Genomic DNA, 18,796 nt, shown 5'->3' with positions numbered 1-18,796 from the left:
GGGTAGCGCGGGCTGACCCGCGCAGGGGATGGATGGGACCACTGGCTTCGAGGACGAGCGCATGGCAGCAACCGGCAAACACCGCAGGGCAGGGATGGCCTCGGCCCGCATCGCATGCGCGGTGGCCCTGCTCGCGTTGCTGATGCCGCCGCCGCTGCTGGCGCAGAGCTATCCCAACCCGCTCAACAATACCGCCACCGTCACCGCACCGACCGACGTGGCCGATCCCGCATTGGGCAACAACAGTGCGACCGACAGCAACGCACTGGCGCTGCAGGCCCAGCTGAGTGTCACCAAGACCCTGCTCAGTGCCACCCCGGTCGCCGCCGGGGGGGCGGTGCAGTACCGCATCCAGGTCAACAACGCCGGCCCGTCGGCGGCTTCGGGCGTGGGCGTGGTCGACACCGTCTCCGCGCTGCTCACCAATGTCAGCTGGACCTGCCAGGCCACCACCGCCGCCTCCTCGTGTGCACAGGGCAATGGCAGTGGCAACGCGATCAACGTGCAGGTCAATGTCGCGGTCGGCGACAGCGTGGTGCTGCTGGTCAATGGCACCGCACCCACCAGCACACCGGCCACGGTGCCGGCCAACAGCGTGTCGCTGGTACTGCCCACCGGTACCACCGATCCGACGCCGGGCGACAACAGCGCCACCACGCCGGCCGTGCCGGTACAGGCCAACGCGCTGGTCGCCAACAACGATGCCTTCACTGCGCCGATCTCCTCGACCACGGGCGGCAGCACGCCCACCGTGCTCGGCAACGACACGCTCAACGGCGCGCCGGTGAATGGAGCCGATCTGATCATCGCGCTGCAGAACGCACCGGCCGGCTTCACCATCAACAGCGCAGGCGTGATCACCGTGCCCGCGGGTGCGGCCGCCGGGGCGACCACACTGACCTACCAGATCTGCGAAAACACCTCGCCGACCAACTGCGCCACCGCCACAGCCAGCGTGATCATCGGTCCGACCGCGGTGAACGACAGCTTCAACGCCACCGGTGGCGCAGCGTCGCTCAGCGGCTCCGTGGCCAGCAACGACAACGCACCTGCCAGCGCAACCTTCAGCGCAGTCGGCACGCCGCCGACCGGGCTCACCCTCAACGCGGAGGGCAGCTTCGTCTATGCGCCCGCCGGTGGCATCGCCGCGGCGACCTCGTTCCAGTACCAGCTCTGCCTGCCGGCACCGGATGGCGGCGTGTGCGCCACCGCGACCGCCTCGATCGTGGTCAATGCCAATGCCCTGGTGGCCGCTGACGACACCTTCACCACGCCCCTGCCGTCCGGTGCTGGCGGGCTCACCCCGAGCGTGCTGACCAATGACACCTTCAACGGCGGCGCGGTGCCGCAGGCCCAGGTGACGATGACGCTGGTCGGTGCGCCGGCCGGGTTTGCCATCACCGGCAACGGCGCCATCCAGGTGCCTGCCACTGCGGCAGCCGGTCCCCTGGCCCTGACCTACCGCTTCTGCGAAAACGCGCTGCCGGCCAACTGTGCAACGGCCACCGCCAACCTGGTGATCAGCCCCGACGCGGTCAACGACACGGTGACCACACCCGGTGGCGGACAACCGGCCACCGGCAGTCTGGCCGGCAACGACAACATCGCCAGCGGTTCGGCCTACACGCTGGGCACCGCGCCCACCCGTGGCACCGCAGTGGTCAACGCCGATGGCACCTTCAGCTACACGCCCATCAACGCCAACACCGGGCCGGATTCCTTCACCTACCAGGTCTGCCTGCCGGCGCCGAACGCGACCGTCTGCGATACCGCCACGGTCAGCGTGAACGTGCAGGCCAACCAGATCGCCGCGGTCAACGACGTGTTCACCACGCCGCTGCAGCCGGGCACCACCACCACGATCAGCCTGCTCGGCAACGACACCCTCAACGGTGCGGCGGTCCTGCCCGCCGCGGTCACCCTGGCCCTTACCGGCGCGCCGGCCAACTACGCCGTCAACGCGGCAGGACAGGTGTTGGTTCCGGTGGGTGCTGCGGCCGGCGAGGTGAGCTTCAGTTACCAGCTCTGCGAACTGGCCGCGCCGACCAACTGTGCCACTGCCAACGTGCAGCTGGTGGTCGCGCCCGATGCGGTGGACGATGCTTTCGTGGCCGTCGCAGGTATTGCCCTGGCAGGCAGTGTCGCGGGCAATGACAACGTGCCGACTGGCGCCCAGTTCAGCCTGCTTGCGGTGGCCGCGCACGGCACGGTAGTGCTCACTGCCGACGGCAGTTTCAGCTACACCTCGCAGTCTGCCTTTACCGGGCCGGATACCTTCCGTTATCAAGCGTGCCTGCCGGCACCGAATGCGGGCGTGTGCGATGCAGCCAACGTGACCCTCAACGTTGGCGCGGCCGCCATCGCGGCCGGCAACGATGACTTCACCGGCACGCCCCTGACCAGTGCCGGCGGGCTGACCGCCAGCGTACTGGACAACGACACTGTCAACGGCGCGCCCATCCTGCCGGCGCAGACCACGCTGTCGCTGATCAACGCACCGCCGGCGGGCTACACGCTCGAGCCCAATGGCCAGCTGCAGGTGCCCGCTGGCGCGCCGGCCGGGGCGGTCAGCCTCACCTACCAGCTGTGCCAGGCGGGAACCAGCAACTGCGCCACCGCCAGCATCGCGGTGGTGATCGCTCCGGATGCGGTGGCCGATGCCTACACCACGCAGGTGGCCACGCCGGTCAGCGGCAACGTGGCAGTGAACGACAACGTCGCTGTCGGCACCACCTATGCGGTGACCGGCGCGACACCTGCCGGGCTGGTGTTCAACGCCGATGGCAGCTTCACCTACACCCCGCCGGCGCAGTACACCGGCACCTCCACCTTCACCTACCAGGCCTGCCTGGCCGCGCCGTTGGCCGCCGTCTGCGATACCGCCACGGTCACCCTCAACGTCAATGCCGGCACCCTGGTCGCCAACGACGATGATTTCCGCAGCGCGATCCTCACTCCCGCCACCGGCGGCACCACCAACAGCGTGCTCGGCAACGACACCATCAACGGCGCGATCCCGCCGGCGCCGGGGCAGGTGATCCTGAGCCTGATCGGTGCACCAGCCGGCTACGTGATCAACAGCAACGGCACAGTGTCGGTTCCCGGCGGCGCAGCGGCCGGTGCGGTGACCTTCACCTACCAGCTGTGCGAAGCGGCATTGCCCGCCAACTGCGCTACCGCGTCGGTGCAGTTGCTGCTGGCTCCGGTGGCGGTCAACGACACCTTCAGTACACAGGTCGGCGTGGCGCTGAGTGCAAGCGTGGCCGGTAATGACAACGTCCCGGCGAACGCGGGCTTCAGCCTCAGCGGCACGGCGCCGGCAGGGCTGGTGTTCAACCCCGACGGCAGCTTCACTTACATCCCGCCGGTGGCAACCCAGGGCGCGGTGACGTTCGCCTACCAGGCGTGCCTGCCGGCGCCGGACACCGCGGTCTGCTCGGGTGGGACTGCGACGATCAACGTCAATGCCGGCACCCTGGTCGCCAACGACGATGATTTCCGCGCAACGCCGATCAATCCCGTCACCGGTGGCAGTACCGGATCGGTGCTGGGCAATGACGGCCTCAACGGTGCGGTACCGCCGGCGTCGGCCGATGTGCTGCTCAGCCTGGTCGGTGCGCCGGCGGGTTACACGCTGTTGGCCGACGGCACACTGACGATCGGCAGCGGCGTGCCGGCTGGTGCGGTGACGCTCACCTATCAGCTGTGTGAAGCGGCGCTGCCGAGCAACTGCGACTCGGCGCAGATAAGCCTGGTGGTGTCGCCGCTCGCCGCCGCCGACATCTTCTCCACCCCGGTGGGACAGTTGCTGGCAGGCGCCGTCGGCAGCAACGACAACGCGCCGGCCGGCGCGGTGTTCACGCTGACCGCAGCGGCGCCGGCCGGACTGCAGTTCGGGACGGACGGCAGCTTCCTCTACACCCCGCCGGCCGGCGTCACCGGGCCGGTCGCGTTCACCTACACGGTCTGCCTGCCGGCACCGGAGAGCACGCAGTGCAGCAGCGCCAGTGCCACGATCAACGTCAACGCCGGCACCCTGGTGGCGTTGGACGACGACTTCAGCGCCACCCCGCTGGCACCCGGCAGTGGCAGCGCGACCAGCGTGCTGCTCAACGACAGCCTCAATGGCACTACGCCGCCGGCGGCGGGCAGCGTACTGCTCAGCCTGATCGGCGCGCCGGCCGGTTACACGCTCGATGCAAACGGCCTGCTGCAGGTGCCCGTGGGCGCCACGGGCGGCGCCACGGTACTGACCTACCAGGTGTGCGAGGCGGTGCTGCCCGGCAACTGCGCCAGCGCGACCATCCGCCTGGTGGTAACCCCGTCGGCCACCAATGACACGTTCTCCACGGCGGCCGGGCAGGCGCTCAACGGCAACGTGGGTGACAACGACAACGTGTCGGCGGGCGCGCAGTTCACCGTCACCGGCACCGCGCCGGCCGGCCTGATGTTCAGCGGCAGTGGCAGCTTCACCTACACCCCACCGGTCGGCACTACGGGCCCGGTCACATTCGCCTACCAGGTCTGCCTGCCAGCACCGAACGCTGCGTTGTGCGCGAACGCCAGCGCCACCATCACGGTCAACGCAGGTACGCTCGCTGCCAATCCGGATGACTTCAGCACCACGCCGATCAACCCGGTCACCGGCGGCAGCACTACCTCGGTGCTGGCCAACGATGCGCTCAATGGCAGCACGCCGCCGGCGGTTGCCGATGTGCTGCTGTCGTTGCAGGGCGCGCCGGCCGGCGTGGCCATCACCGCCGAGGGCGCGGTGACGGTGGCGCCGGGCACGCCTGCAGGGGTGAAGAACCTGACCTACCAGCTCTGTGAAGCGGCGGCGCCATCCAACTGCGCCACCGCCACCGCACGCGTGGTGGTCGCGCCGTCCGCCGTGGACGATGCGTTGTCCACGCCCTCGGGCCAGGTGCTGAACGGCTCGGTGGCCAGCAACGATAACGCGCCGGTGGGTGCCCAGTTCACCGTGCTCAACATCCCGCCGGATGGCCTCGTGCTCGCGGCCGACGGCACCTTCAGCTATACGCCCCCGGTCGGCTTCAGCGGCGCAATCCCGTTTGCCTACCGGGTCTGTCTGCCGGCACCGGATGCAGGCGTCTGCGCGACGGCCAGCGTCACCCTCAACGTCAACAGCGGCACGCTGGTAGCGTTGGACGACACGTTTGCCACCCCGCTCGCGCCCGGTGCCGCCTCGCCGTCGGTGCTGGCCAACGACACGCTCAACTCGGCCACGCCGCTGCCGGCCGAGGTGGTGCTGTCGCTGATCGGTGCGCCGACCGGTTTCGCCATCGCCACCGATGGCGCGGTCACGGTCACTGCCGGGACCGCCGCCGGCGCCACCACGCTCACGTACCAGATCTGCGAAGCCGCTGCGTCGTCCAACTGTGCCACCGCCAGTATCGCGCTGGTGGTGGCGCCTGCGCCGGTCAACGATGCATTCGCCGTGCAGGCGGGCCAGACGATCAACGACACGGTGTCGGGCAACGACAACATGCCCATCGGGTCGCTCTACAGTGTGCCGGGCGCACTGCCGGCCGGTGTGACCTTCAATGTCGACGGCAGCTTCAGCTACACGCCGCCGGCCGGCACCACCAGCCCCACCGGTTTCACCTACCAGGCCTGCCTGCCCGCACCGGACACGGCCATCTGCGGCACCGCCACGGTCACGCTCAACATCAACAACGGCGCGCTGGTCGCGAGCGACGACAGCTTCGGTGCGATCGCGCCAGGCGGTGCAACGCCCAGTGTGTTGAACAACGATGCGCTCAACGGCGTCAGCCCGGCACCGGCCTCCAGCGTCTCGCTGAGCCTGGTCGGCGCGCCGGCCGGATTCACGATCAACCCCAACGGCACGGTCTCGGTCGCGGGCAACGCGCCTACCGGCGCGATCACGCTGAGCTACCAGGTCTGCGAAATCGCCGCGGCGAACAACTGCGCCACCGCGAGCATCGCCCTGGTGGTGCGTCCGGCACCCGTCGATGATGCGATCGCCGTGCAGGCCGGTCAGCCCAACAGCGGCAACGTGTCGGGCAACGACAACATGCCGGCCGGCTCGACGTGGAGCGTGGCCGCGCCGCCCCAGGGCCTGGTGTTCAACAGCAACGGCAGCTTCACCTATACGCCGCCGGCCGGTACCGTCGGCCCGGTCACGTTCGCCTACCAGGCCTGCCTGCCTGCACCGGATGCCGCCATCTGCAGCACCGCCACGGCCACCTTGACCATCGCCGTCAACGCCGTTGTCGCCAACGACGATATCTTCGCCGCGCCGGTCACCGGGGGGGCGGCCACGCCGAGCGTGTTGAACAACGATTCGCTCAATGGCGTGAGTCCGCCGGCTGCGGCGACGGTGCAGCTGCTGCTGCTCGGTGCACCGGCCGGCTTCGTCATCAACAACGATGGCACCGTGCAGATTCCCGCCGGCGTTACCGCCGGGGCCACGGCACTGACCTATCAGCTTTGCGAGACGGCTTCGCCGACCAACTGCGCCACCGCCGCGATCCGCATCGTGATCACGCCGGCCCCGCAGAACGATGCGTTCTCCGTGCCTGCCGGCGGCACGCTCGTCAACGGCAGCGTTGCCGGCAACGACAGCATGCCGGCCGGCTCCAGCTGGGCCGTGCAGGGCACGCCGCCGAACGGGCTGGTGTTCAATGGCGACGGCACCTTCAGCTACACGCCGCCGGTGGGCACCACCGGTGCGGTGACCGTTACGTATCAAACCTGCCTGCCGGCCCCCAATGCCGGTGTCTGCGGCACGGCGACGGTCACGCTCAACATCAACCTGGGCACGCTGGCGGCGGCCGACGACAGCTTTGTCGACATCGCGCCCGGCAGTGCCACACCCAGTGTGCTCGGCAACGATGCGCTCAACGGCGTCAGCCCGCCAGCCCCGGCCAGCGTGCAGCTGAGCCTGGTCGGCGCGCCGGCCGGCTACAGCATTGCCGCTGATGGCACGATCAACGTGCCGATCGGCGTCGTCGCCGGCGCGACCACGCTGACCTATCAGATCTGCGAAACCGCCGCGCCGTCCAATTGCGATACCGCCACCGTTGCGCTGGTGATCCGTCCGGCACCGCAGAACGATGCCTACGCGGTGCAGGCCGGTGGCACGATCAGCAACGGCAACGTGGCGGCGAACGATGGCATGCCGACGGGCGCGAGCTGGGCCGTGCAGGGCACGCCTCCGGCGGGCCTCGCGTTCAATGCCGATGGTACGTTCAGCTATACCCCGCCGCTCGGCACCACCGGTCCGGTCACGTTCACCTACCAGACCTGCCTGCCGGCACCGAATGCGGCATTGTGCGCGACCGCCACGGTCACGCTAAACATCAACACCGGCACCCTGGTCGCCGCCGATGACACGCTTGCCGGTGTGCTGCCGGGCGCGACCACGGCCGGCAGCGTGCTGGCCAACGACAGCCTCAACGGTGTCTCGCCGCCGGCGCCCGCCGATGTGCTGCTGAGCCTGGTCGGTGCACCGGCCGGCTTCACGATCAACCCGGACGGCACGATCAGCGTCGGTGGCGGGGTGACCGCCGGCCCGACCACGCTCACCTATCAGATCTGCGAAGCCGCTGCATCGAGCAACTGCGATACCGCCAGCGTCACCGTGGTGGTGACGCCGCTGCCGCAGAACGACGCCTTCAGCGTGCAGCTGGGGCAGACGCTGGGCAACAGCGTGGCCAGCAATGACAACCTGCCATCCGGCGCGACCTGGGCGCTGCAGGGCACGCCGCCGGCCGGCTTGACCTTCAATGCCGATGGCTCGTTCACCTATACCCCACCGGGTGGCACCACCGGGCCGGTGACCTTCACCTACCAGGCCTGCCTGCCGGCGCCGAACACGACCCTGTGCGGCACAGCCACGGTCACCCTCAACATCACCACCGGTTCGCTGCTGGCCGGCAATGACACCTTCAGTGGCATCGCCCCCGGCACCACCTCGGCGGCCAGCGTGTTGGCCAATGACAGCCTCAACGGCGTCTCGCCGCCGGCCGCGGCCAGCGTAGTGCTGAGCCTGGTGGGCGCGCCCGCCGGCTTCGCGATCACGCCCAGCGGCACCATCAGCGTGGCCACCGGCACGATGGCAGGCGCGACCACGCTCACCTACCAGATCTGTGAGGCCGCCGCGCCAGGCAACTGCGCCACGGCCACGGTGACGGTGATCATCACTCCCACGCCGCAGAACGATGCCTTCTCGGTGCAGGCTGGGCAGAGTCTGGGCAACAGTGTGGCGACCAATGACAGCTTGCCGCCGGGGTCCACCTTGGCGATCCAGGGCACGCCGCCCGCCGGGCTTGCGTTCAACACCGATGGCAGCTTCACCTATACGCCGCCGATCGGCACGCCCAGCCCGGTGACCTTCGTTTACCGCGCGTGCCTGCCAGCACCGAACAGCAGCCTGTGCGGCACGGCCACGGTCACACTCAACGTCAACAACGGCACGCTCACCGCCGGCGATGACACGCTCACCGGCGTGCTGCCCGGTGCGACCACGGGCGGCAGCGTGCTCGCCAACGACAGCCTCAACGGCGTCTCGCCGCCGGCGGCCGCCGACGTGGTGCTGAGCCTGGTCGGCGCGCCGGGTGGCTTCACCCTCTCGCCGGACGGCACGATCAGCGTGGGCACCGGGGTGGTGTCCGGTTCGACCACGATCACCTACCAGATCTGCGAAGCGGCGGCGCCGGCCAACTGCGATACCGCCAGCGTCACCGTGGTCGTCACTCCGGCACCGCAGAACGATGCCTTCGCGGTGCAGGCCGGACAGACGCTGAGCAACACGGTCGCCGCCAACGACACCACGCCGCCGGGTGCGGTGTTCACCCTGCAGGGCACTGCGCCGGCCGGCCTGGTCTTCAACACCGACGGCACGTTTACCTATACCCCGGCCGCGGGTGTCACCGGCCCGGTCAGCGTCGCCTACCAGGTGTGCCTGCCGGCGCCGAACGGCAGCCTGTGCGGCGGCGCGATCCTTGCCATCAACATCAACAACGGCCTGCTGGTGGCTGGCGATGACACGCTCACCGGCGTGGCACCCGGCACCACCTCCAGTGGCAGCGTGCTGGCCAACGACAGCCTCAATGGCGTCTCGCCGCCGGCCGCGGCGGATGTACTGCTGAGCCTGGTCGGCGCACCGGCCGGTTTCAGCATCACATCCGCCGGCACGATCACGGTGGCCAGTGGCACGACCTCCGGTGCCACGACGATCACCTACCAGATCTGCGAAGCCGCCGCGCCGGGCAACTGCGATACCGCCAGCGTCACTGTGGTCGTCAGTCCCGCCCCGCAGAACGACGTGTTCTCGGTGCAGGTCGGGCAGACCCTCAGCAACAGCGTGGCCAGCAACGACGCCATGCCCCCCGGTGCGCTCTACACCGTGCAGGGCACGCCGCTGCCGGGCCTGACCCTGGCCAGCAATGGTGGCTTCACCTATACGCCGCCGGCAGGCACGCCCAGTCCGGTCAGCTTCATCTACCAGACCTGCCTGCCCGCGCCGGATGCCACGCTCTGCGGCATCGCCTCGGTCACCATCAACATCAACAACGGCACCCTGGTGGCCGGTGATGACGTGCTCACCAATGTTGTCCCGGGTAGCTCGTCATCGCTCAGCGTGCTCGACAACGATCAGCTCAACGGTGTCAGCCCACCGCCGGGCAGCGCGGTGCAGCTAAGCCTGATCGGTGCACCGGCCGGCTTCAGCATCAATCCGGATGGCACGATCGCGGTGGCCGTTGGCGCCCTCTCCGGTGCCAGCACGATCACCTACCAGATCTGCGAGGCCGCCTCGCCGACGAACTGCACGACCGCTACCGTCGTCGTGGCCGTTACACCGGTCCCGCAGAACGACAGCTTCACCGTGCCTGCCGGTGTGCCGCTCTCGGGCAATGTCAGCCTCAATGACAACGTCGCGCCTGGTGCGGTCTATACCCTGACAAGCGGTGCCCTGCCGGGCCTAGTGTTCAACGCCGATGGCACGTTCACCTACACCGCGCCGGCAGGCGTCACCGGTCCACAGAGCTTCACCTACCGCGTCTGCCTGCCCGCGCCGTACGGCGCGCAGTGTGGCGATGCCACCGTGACGCTCACCCTGACCGCCTCGGTCAACGTGGTGCTGGCGGTCAATGATGACTTCACCGGCACCCCGGTGGACCCGGCCGTGGGCGGCACCATCGCCCGCTCGGTGCTGGAGAACGACAGCATCAACAACGTCTCCCCGCCGCCGGTCGGCAGCGTGGTGGCCAGCCTGACCGGCAGCACGCCCGGTTACACGATGAACAACCAGGGCCAGATCATGGTCGCGGCGGGCGTGCAGCCCGGCCAGGTGCAGCTGGCCTATCAGTTGTGCGAGAACGGCGTGCCGACCAACTGCACCACCGCGATCGCCACCGTGCGGATACAAGGCCCCATCGGTGCTCTGCTGGCGGTGGACGACAGCGGCGGTCCGGTCGGTCCGACCGGCAGCGTGCGCCTGCTCAACGTGTTCACCAATGACACGTTCAACACCGCATCGCTGGATCCCACCCAGGTGAGTTTCGCGCCGGTGGCCACCAACGCACTGCGCTTCAGCGCCGATGGCTGGGTGGATGTTGCCGCCGGGCAGGCCCCCGGCAGCTACAGCACGACCTACACGATCTGCCTGCTCAACCAGCCCACCGTCTGCGACACCGGCAACGTGACCGTGACCGTCATCGCGGGCGAACCCGGCGTGGATGCCACGGATGATCGCGTGGAGATTCCGCAGGACGGGGTGATCGAGATCGACGTGCTTGGCAATGACCGGGTCAACGGCACGCCGATCGATCCGGACACGGTCAGCGTGACCATCACCGCAGCGCCGCCCTACGGCACCGCAACGGTGATGCCGCGTGCCCGCATCCGCTTCGCTGCACTGGCCAACTTCTCCGGTGAGCAGAGCTTCGACTATCAGGTCTGCGACGTGGCTGATCCGGCGATGTGCGCGGGTGCGACGGTCACGGTCATGGTGGACCCGAACGTACTCACCTTGGCCGACGATGCCATGACCGCCGAAACCGCCGGGCCGCAGGTGATCGATGTACTGGCCAATGACAGCGCCCGCACCGCGCCGCTGGATCCGGCCTCCCTGCAGGTCGCGGTGGCACCGGCGCACGGTACCGCGCAATGCGGCAACGGCCTGTGCACCTACACGCCGGCGGCGAACTTTGCGGGCACCGACAGCTTCCGCTACCGGGTGTGCGACGTGTCCATCCCGGCCCCGTTGTGTGCCGAGGCCAATGTCGCGGTGACGGTGGCCGGCCAGCAGGCCGTGCTGCGCCTGACCAAGGTGGCCGGCAAACGCAGTGCGCAGATCGGTGACCTGGTGCGCTACACCGTCACCATCGACAACGTCGGCGAGGTGGATGCCAACGGCGCCACGCTGCTGGATACGCTGCCGCCGGGCTTCACCTTCGTGCGCGGTGGCTTCGCGGTGATCGATGCCGACAACGATGCACGCACGAGTGGCGTGCAGCCGCTGCGCATCGATGGCATCGATGTGGCGGCGGGTGAGCGGGCGACGGTGGTGTACTACCTGCGTGTCGGTGCGGGCACCGGCACCGGCGTGCATACCAACCGCATCACCGCCATCGACGGCGAGAACCGCACGATCGGCAATGTCGCCTCGGCCGAGGTGGAGATCACCACCGATCCGCTGCTCGATGAAAGCCTGATCGTGGGCAGCGTGTTCGACGACCGCAACGGCAACGGCATCCAGGATGACGCTGAGCGCGGCATTCCCGGCGTGCGCATCGCAGCGGTGGAAGGCCTGTTGATGGAAACCGACGCCTTCGGTCGCTACCACCTGGTCGGGATCCCCGGTGGCGAGGCGCGCGGGCGCAACTTCATCCTCAAGGTGGATCCCTCCACGCTGCCCGCCGGTGCGCGTTTCACGACGCCCAATCCGTTGGTCCGCCGCATCACGCCCGGGCTGCCGGTGCGCTTCGACTTCGGCGTGCGCATGCCCGAAGGTGCACTGAGCACAACCGCATCGAACCCGACCGCGCCGCCGGCCGCCCCGGCATCGCGCCCCGCGCGGATCGAACTCGGCGACGCGTTGTTCGCCCCCGGCACGGCACGGCTGGACGCCGACCGCGCGCCGGTGATCACAACGGCCGCCCAAGCACTGATATCGCGCGGTGGCGGGCGCCTGCAGCTCAGCGCTGCCGCCGGGCAGGTGCCGCTCGCCCTGCAGCGTGCACAGGTGCTGCGTGAGGCACTACGCCCACAGCTGCCGGGCCCGATCGCCACGGCAACCACGGTCGAGGTGCTGGGCACCGACGGACGCGTACTGCATCGCCTGCGCGTGGACGATCCCCCCGAGCCTGCCAGTCCCGGCCGCACGACCGGGGAGGGGCGCTGACATGGATATGACCCTGATTCCGAGCCCGATCTCCCGCCGCCTCACCCTCGGCCTGGCCAGCGTGTTGCTGCTGGCACTGCCGGCGGCCGCCCAGCCGGTCACACCGGCGCCGACACCCGCGCCGATCCGCTGCGAGGCCGACAGCTGCCGCAACGATGACGGGCTGCTGCTGCGCATCCTCGATGACAGCGAGCCGGCGCTGCCGCTACCCGGCCGCGCGGAGCTTCCCGCGGCCGGCGCGGTGCCGGCATCGCCGGCAGTCACCCCGGATGTCGCTGCGCGTGGGGGCCAGTTCATGGCCGAGCTGCCCAACGGCGGCGTGGTGTGGGCCACCGAAGACCCGACCATGGTCCCGCCCAGCCTGAGCGTGCAGGCGGCCGCCACGGTGCCGTTCGAGAACGGCCGGGTGATCCGCCCGCTGCGCTTCCACAGCTACAACAACTACGCCTCGTTCATCCAAAAACTGGAGGTGACGCTGTATCGCGGCACCGACACGGATCTGGTCACGCCGCTGGCCCGCATCGAGCTGCCGGCCGACTATGTCGGCGACGCGGAGTGGAGTGGTGAGTTGCCGCCGCAGATCAAGCTGCGTACCGGCGATGAGCTGATCTACGTGGCGCGCGCTTACGGCACTGGTGGTGCGTTCGATGAAACCCGCCTCCAGCGCATCCAACTGGTGACCCCGGCCGATTTCGACCGTGGCCTGCAGATCACCCGCGAGAGCGTGCAGAAGACACTTGGCCAGGCGCTGGATGGCGACAGCGCGCAGGACCTGCAGCTCAGCAACAGCATCTATGGGCAGAGCATGCTCCGCCTGCAGAACATCCCCATCCACGGGTCGCGCGTGCGCCTGTATGGCCGCAACCTGGAGCCCAACAGCCGCGTGCGCATCAACGGCCAGGACTTCCCGGTCGATCTGGAGCAGAAGTTCGCGGCCGAGTTCCTGGAGCCGGTGGGTGAGCATCGCTACGACGTCAGTGTCGAATCACGCGATGCACCCTCCGCGCAGCGTCAGCTGGATGTGGATGTCACCGGCCGCTACCTGTTCCTGGTCGCCATCGCCGATGTCACCGTCTCCAAGAACAGCGCCAGCGGCAATCTGCAGCCGCTCGCCGCCGATGATCGTGACGATGACAGCTTCCTCAGCGAAGGCCGGCTGGCGTTCTATCTGAAGGGCAAGCTGCGCGGCAAATACCTGGTCACTGCTCAGGCCGACACGCAGGACCGTGAGCTGAAGTATCTGTTCCGCGATTTCACCCAGGCCGACGCACAGGACGTGTTCCGCCGCCTGGATCCGGATCTGTACTACCCGGTGTATGGCGATGACTCCACCACCTACCGCGACGTGGATACGCAGGGGCGGTTGTACCTGCGCGTGGATTGGGACCAGAGCCAGGCCGTGTGGGGCAACTACGCCACCGGCATCACCGGTACCGAGTATGGCCAGTACGTGCGCTCGCTCTACGGTGGTGCATTGAACTGGCGTTCGCTGGAGGCCACGCCGCTGGGCGAGGCGCGCTCGCAGGTGAAGGTGTTCGGCTCCGAGGCGCAGTCCGCCCCGGGCCACAGTGAATTCCTCGGCACCGGCGGCAGCCTGTATTACCTGCGCCATACCGACGTGTTGCCCGGTTCGGAGCAGGTGGTGCTGGAAGTGCGCGACCGCACCACCGGCCGCACCGAAACGCGCGCCACGCTGCAGGAAGGCGTGGACTACGAAATCGACAATCTTCAGGGCCGTTTGATCCTGACCCGTCCGCTGGCGCAGCTGACCCGCGAGAACGTGCGCAGCATCACCCGCGACATGCCGCTCGATGGCTACGACCAGCTGCTGCTGGTGGACTACGAATACGTGCCGCTGGGTTTCAGCAGCGATGACGTGACCTACGGTGCGCGCGGCCGGCAGTGGATCGGCGATCACGTGGCGATCGGCGGCACCTGGATCGACGAGAACCGCAGCGGTGAGAACTACAGCCTCAAAGGCGCTGACCTCACCCTGCAGGCCGGGCGTGGCACCTATCTGAAGATGGAGCAGACCCGCACCGAAGCGACCGCCGCCCCGGTGTTCTACTCGGACAACGGTGGCCTGAGTTTCATCCGCCGCAACCCGTACGAAGGCCGGCGCTCGGGCACCGCCAGCGCAGTGGAAGCGCGGGCCAACCTGCGCGAGCTGGGCTGGACCACGCAGGACTGGAGCCTGGGGGCGTGGTGGCGCGACGTCGATGCCGGCTTCTCGGTGGCGCGCCAGGACACCGGCCTGCCGATCCAGGAGTACGGCGCCGAGTTCCTCGGCTACCTCACCGACGACCTCAGCCTGTACGGCCGCCACACCCGCACCGAGCAGGGCGAACTTGCCCTGGAGCAGAGCCAGCTGACCGCCGAATGGCGGCTGGGCAACGACGGCCAGCTGACCGGTGAACTGCGCCGCGTGCGCGAGGAGCAGGAACTGCAGAGCGTGGATGCACTGCTCGCTGCGATCGGTTACCGCCAGCGCTTCGGCGCGTCGTGGGAGCTGTACGGCACCGGGCAGGTCACGCTGGACGATGACGGCGGTGCCTACGAGAAGAACGACCTGCTGACCCTCGGCGCGCGGTACTTGTTCGGTGATCGCAGTAGTGTCGGTGCGGAAGTGAGTGGTGGCAGCCGCGGCCATGGTGCCAAGGTCGATGGCGAGTACCGCATGGCACCGGATCACAGCCTCTACGGCAGTTACAGCTACAGCACCGACCGCACCGGCACCGATCCGCTGTTCGATACCGGCCTGCAGAGTGGCTGGACGCTGGGCCAGCGCTGGCGGCTGAGCAACCAGGTCAACGTCTACAACGAGAGCCAGTATCTGAAGGATCGCCGCCAGGACAGCGCGGGCATCGTGCATACCTTCGGCATGGATTTCTACCCCGCGCAGGGCTGGAATCTGGGCTTCACGATCATGGACGGCGAGCTGGATTCCACCGTCGGCCGTGTCGACCGCCGCGCCTACAGCGTCAGTGGCGGGCGCACCGATGCGGTGGCGCAGTGGAACAGCAAGCTGGAGTACCGCCGCGACAGTGGCGCCGAACAGCGCGAGCAGTGGGTGACCACCAACCGCCTGCTGTACAAGCTCAACGAAGACTGGCGTTTCGCATTGCGCGCCAACTACGCCGATACCGAAGACCGCATTGACCGCCTAGCCGATGCCAAGCTGGTGGAGACCAACATGGGCTTCGCCTGGCGCCCGCACGACAACACGCGCTGGGCCGGCTTCGGCAAGTTCACCTATCTCTACGACGTGGCCTCGCTCGGGCAGGAGGGCGGCAACCTGTACGACCAGCGTTCGCAGATCCTTTCGCTCGAAGGGATCCGCCAACTGGGCGCGCGCTGGGAAGTGGCCGGCAAGCTGGCTTCGCGCTGGGGTGACTACCGCACCGGGCGCGGTGAGGGGGCGTGGTTGGACAGCCGTGCCGACTTCGCTGCCTTGCAGCTGCGCTATCGCCTGTTCGCGCAGTGGGAAGGCCTGGCCGAGCACCGGTGGTTGAAAGTGCGCGACGGCGGCGTGCGCAAAGGTTGGCTGGTGGGCGTGGACCGCCGGGTGGGGGAGAACTTCAAGGTCGGGGTGGGCTACAACTTCACCGAATTCAGCGATGACATGACCGAGCTGAAGTACGACCAGAAGGGGTTTTTCTTGAACATGGCAGGGTATTACTAGGCGTCGGTGGGTTCGGGCCTCCCACGCATGGCGTGGCACTACCGGGGATCGCGGTGTTGGCGGTCGGCTCCGGTGGGGGCAGGGGGGTAGGGCCAGGCCATGCCTGGCTGAACTGCCGGCAACCTTTCCAGGATGAATGGGCGTTTCCTGCGGGCTGTTCAGCCAGAAAACACGCGATACCCCCCGATTCATCGCCCTATCCTGTTGATTTAATGGGGTTTGTTGCCTCTTTCCCGGGCTCTCGCCACTGTCATCATTTCGCGGTACGTTAGACGGGCAATCTGTACCAGCATCCCATCAACAGAACGCTGGAACTTCTTTCCCCTTTAGCAGTCCAATTCCGGGACTGCTAAGATGAGTGCTATGAGCCAGAACACCTCTACTGCCCTTGTGGCAAACAATCTCCCGATTCCCAGTGCGCTCGGTTCGCTGGACGCCTACATCGGTGCCGTGCACCAGATCCCGGTGCTGTCGGTCGATGACGAGCAGGATCTGGCCCGCCGCTTCCGCGACGAGCTGGATCTGGATGCCGCGCGCGAGCTGGTCCATTCCCACCTGCGCTTCGTGGTGCACGTCGCCCGCGGCTACAACGGCTACGGCCTGGCGCTGGGCGACCTGATCCAGGAAGGCAACATCGGCCTGATGAAGGCGGTGAAGCGCTTCGACCCGGACATGGGCGTTCGCCTGGTGTCGTTCGCGGTGCATTGGATCCGCGCGGAAATGCACGAGTTCATCCTCAAGAACTGGCGCATCGTCAAGGTCGCCACGACCAAGGCGCAGCGCAAGCTGTTCTTCAACCTGCGCAAGTCCAAGACCCGCCTGGGCTGGATGAACGCGGCCGAAGTCAGCGCAGTGGCCAAGGACCTGAACGTGTCCGAGCGCGAAGTGCTCGAGATGGAGTCGCGCCTGTCGGGTCGCGATATCGGTTTCGATCTCTCCAGCGATGACGATGATGATCATGCACCGCCGTCGCCGGCGGCCTACCTGCGGGCCAACGAAGAAGATCCTTCGATGGCGTATGAGCGGATGGACAGCGAAGACAATCAGCTGCAGCTGCTGCGCGAAGGCATGGCCGAGCTGGATGCGCGTTCGCGCGACATCATCCGCCGTCGCTGGTTGGACGCGGACAGCAAGGTGACGCTGCAGGAGCTGGCCGATGAGTACGGCGTGTCCGCCGAGCGCATCCGCCAGGTCGAGGCGAACGCCCTGAAGAAGATGAAGGCGCTGTTTACTGCGTGATGCAGTGACTGGCGTGATCACACGAGAAGGCCCGGCTTGATGCCGGGCCTTTTTGCTTTCTGGCGCTCAGGGCAGTGCTTCGATCGGTCGTGGCCCCGACCGTGCCAGGTCAGCCCTGCTCGCGCGCAATCGCCCGCCAGCCGATATCGCGGCGGTGGAACTCATGGGCCCAGTGGATCGCACCGATGCCGGCGTAGGCGTTGCGCTGTGCCTCGCCCACCGTGCCGCCCAATGCCGCCACGCACAGCACGCGGCCGCCGGCGCTGAGCACCTGGCCCTGCGCGTCCAGCGTGGTGCCGGCATGGAACACCTTGGCCGTCGCGGCGACCGCTTCCAGGCCGTGGATCACGTCGCCGGTGATCGGGGTTTCCGGATACGGCGAGGCGGCCATCACCACGCCGAGGGACGGGCGCGGATCCCACTGCGCCTCCACGGTGTCCAGGCGCTCATCGATCGCCGCTTCGACCAGATCCACCAGGTCCGACTGCAGGCGCAGCATCACCGGCTGGGTTTCCGGGTCGCCAAAGCGCACGTTGAACTCGATCACCTTCGGCGCGCCGCTGGCATCGATCATCAGGCCCGCATAGAGGAAGCCGGTGAACGGAATGCCGTCGGCGATCATGCCCTGCACGGTCGGGTTGACCACCTCGCGCATCACGCGCGCATGCACTTCGTCGGTCACCACCGGGGCCGGCGAGTACGCGCCCATGCCGCCGGTGTTCGGGCCGGTGTCGCCGTCGCCGACGCGCTTGTGGTCCTGCGAGGTCGCCATCGGCAGTGCCGTCTTACCGTCCACCATCGAGATGAAGCTGGCTTCTTCGCCGTCCAGGAATTCTTCGATCACCACGCGTGCGCCAGCATCGCCGAAGGCATTGCCGGAGAGCATGTCGCGCACCGCGTCCTCGGCCTCGGCCAGGGTCATCGCCACGATCACGCCCTTGCCGGCGGCCAGACCATCGGCCTTGACCACGATCGGTGCGCCTTTCTCACGCAGGTAGGCCAGCGCCGGGTCGATGTCGGTATGCACGGCATAGAACGCGGTCGGGATCTTGTGGCGGGCCAGGAAGTCCTTCGCGTACGCCTTGCTGCCTTCCAACTGCGCGGCGGCGGCGGTGGGCCCGAAGATGCGGTGCCCGGCGGCGCGGAAGCGATCGACCACACCGGCCACCAGCGGCACTTCCGGGCCGACCACGGTCAGGCCGATGCCTTCGGTGCCCACCAGTGCCAGCAGGCCGTCCAGATCGGTGACCTTGACGTCCACGTTGCGGCACTTGGGCTCGGTGGCGGTGCCTGCATTGCCGGGGGCGACGATGACCTCACGGACCTTCGCGGACTGGGCCAGCTTCCAGGCCAGGGCGTGTTCGCGGCCGCCAGCGCCGATGACCAGGATCTTCAATGCAGTTCTCGCGTAAGAGGGCAGGAACGTGATTTTACGCGGTGCGGGCGGCGGGTGCATTCGGGCGGTCGGTCGCCGTGGCAACCCA

At 68.1% G+C, this 18,796-nt stretch carries 4 protein-coding genes; 3 read left to right on the top strand and 1 reads right to left on the bottom strand.

Annotated elements, in window-relative coordinates; translation table 11 throughout:
• Positions 1-28 precede the first annotated feature (28 nt).
• From BCL79_RS09785 to rpoH, 3 genes are all read left to right on the top strand, one after another.
• Entirely contained in the window at positions 29-12,391 is a 12,363-nt protein-coding gene (locus BCL79_RS09785) for an Ig-like domain-containing protein (RefSeq protein WP_121040395.1), read from the top strand.
• 1 nt (position 12,392) lies between these two features.
• Positions 12,393-16,073 (top strand): TonB-dependent receptor, encoded by a 3,681-nt coding sequence (locus tag BCL79_RS09780; protein WP_259462137.1) that lies wholly within the window; start codon positions 12,393-12,395, stop codon positions 16,071-16,073.
• 363 nt (positions 16,074-16,436) lie between these two features.
• Positions 16,437-17,312, top strand: a complete 876-nt coding sequence (rpoH, locus tag BCL79_RS09775) for an RNA polymerase sigma factor RpoH (protein WP_019183519.1) — start codon at positions 16,437-16,439, stop codon at positions 17,310-17,312.
• Positions 17,313-17,421: 109 nt separating this feature from the next.
• Here the strand turns inward: rpoH and purD are convergent, their stop codons facing one another.
• Entirely contained in the window at positions 17,422-18,708 is a 1,287-nt protein-coding gene (gene purD, locus BCL79_RS09770) for a phosphoribosylamine--glycine ligase (RefSeq protein ID WP_121040393.1), read from the bottom strand.
• Between the last annotated feature and the right edge of the window lie 88 nt (positions 18,709-18,796).

The sequence above is a fragment of the Stenotrophomonas rhizophila genome (genome assembly GCF_003651185.1).
Lineage (GTDB): Bacteria > Pseudomonadota > Gammaproteobacteria > Xanthomonadales > Xanthomonadaceae > Stenotrophomonas > Stenotrophomonas maltophilia_Z.
The sequence above is the reverse complement of the archived record's forward strand: the minus strand, read 5'-3'. Positions and strand labels throughout refer to the sequence as shown.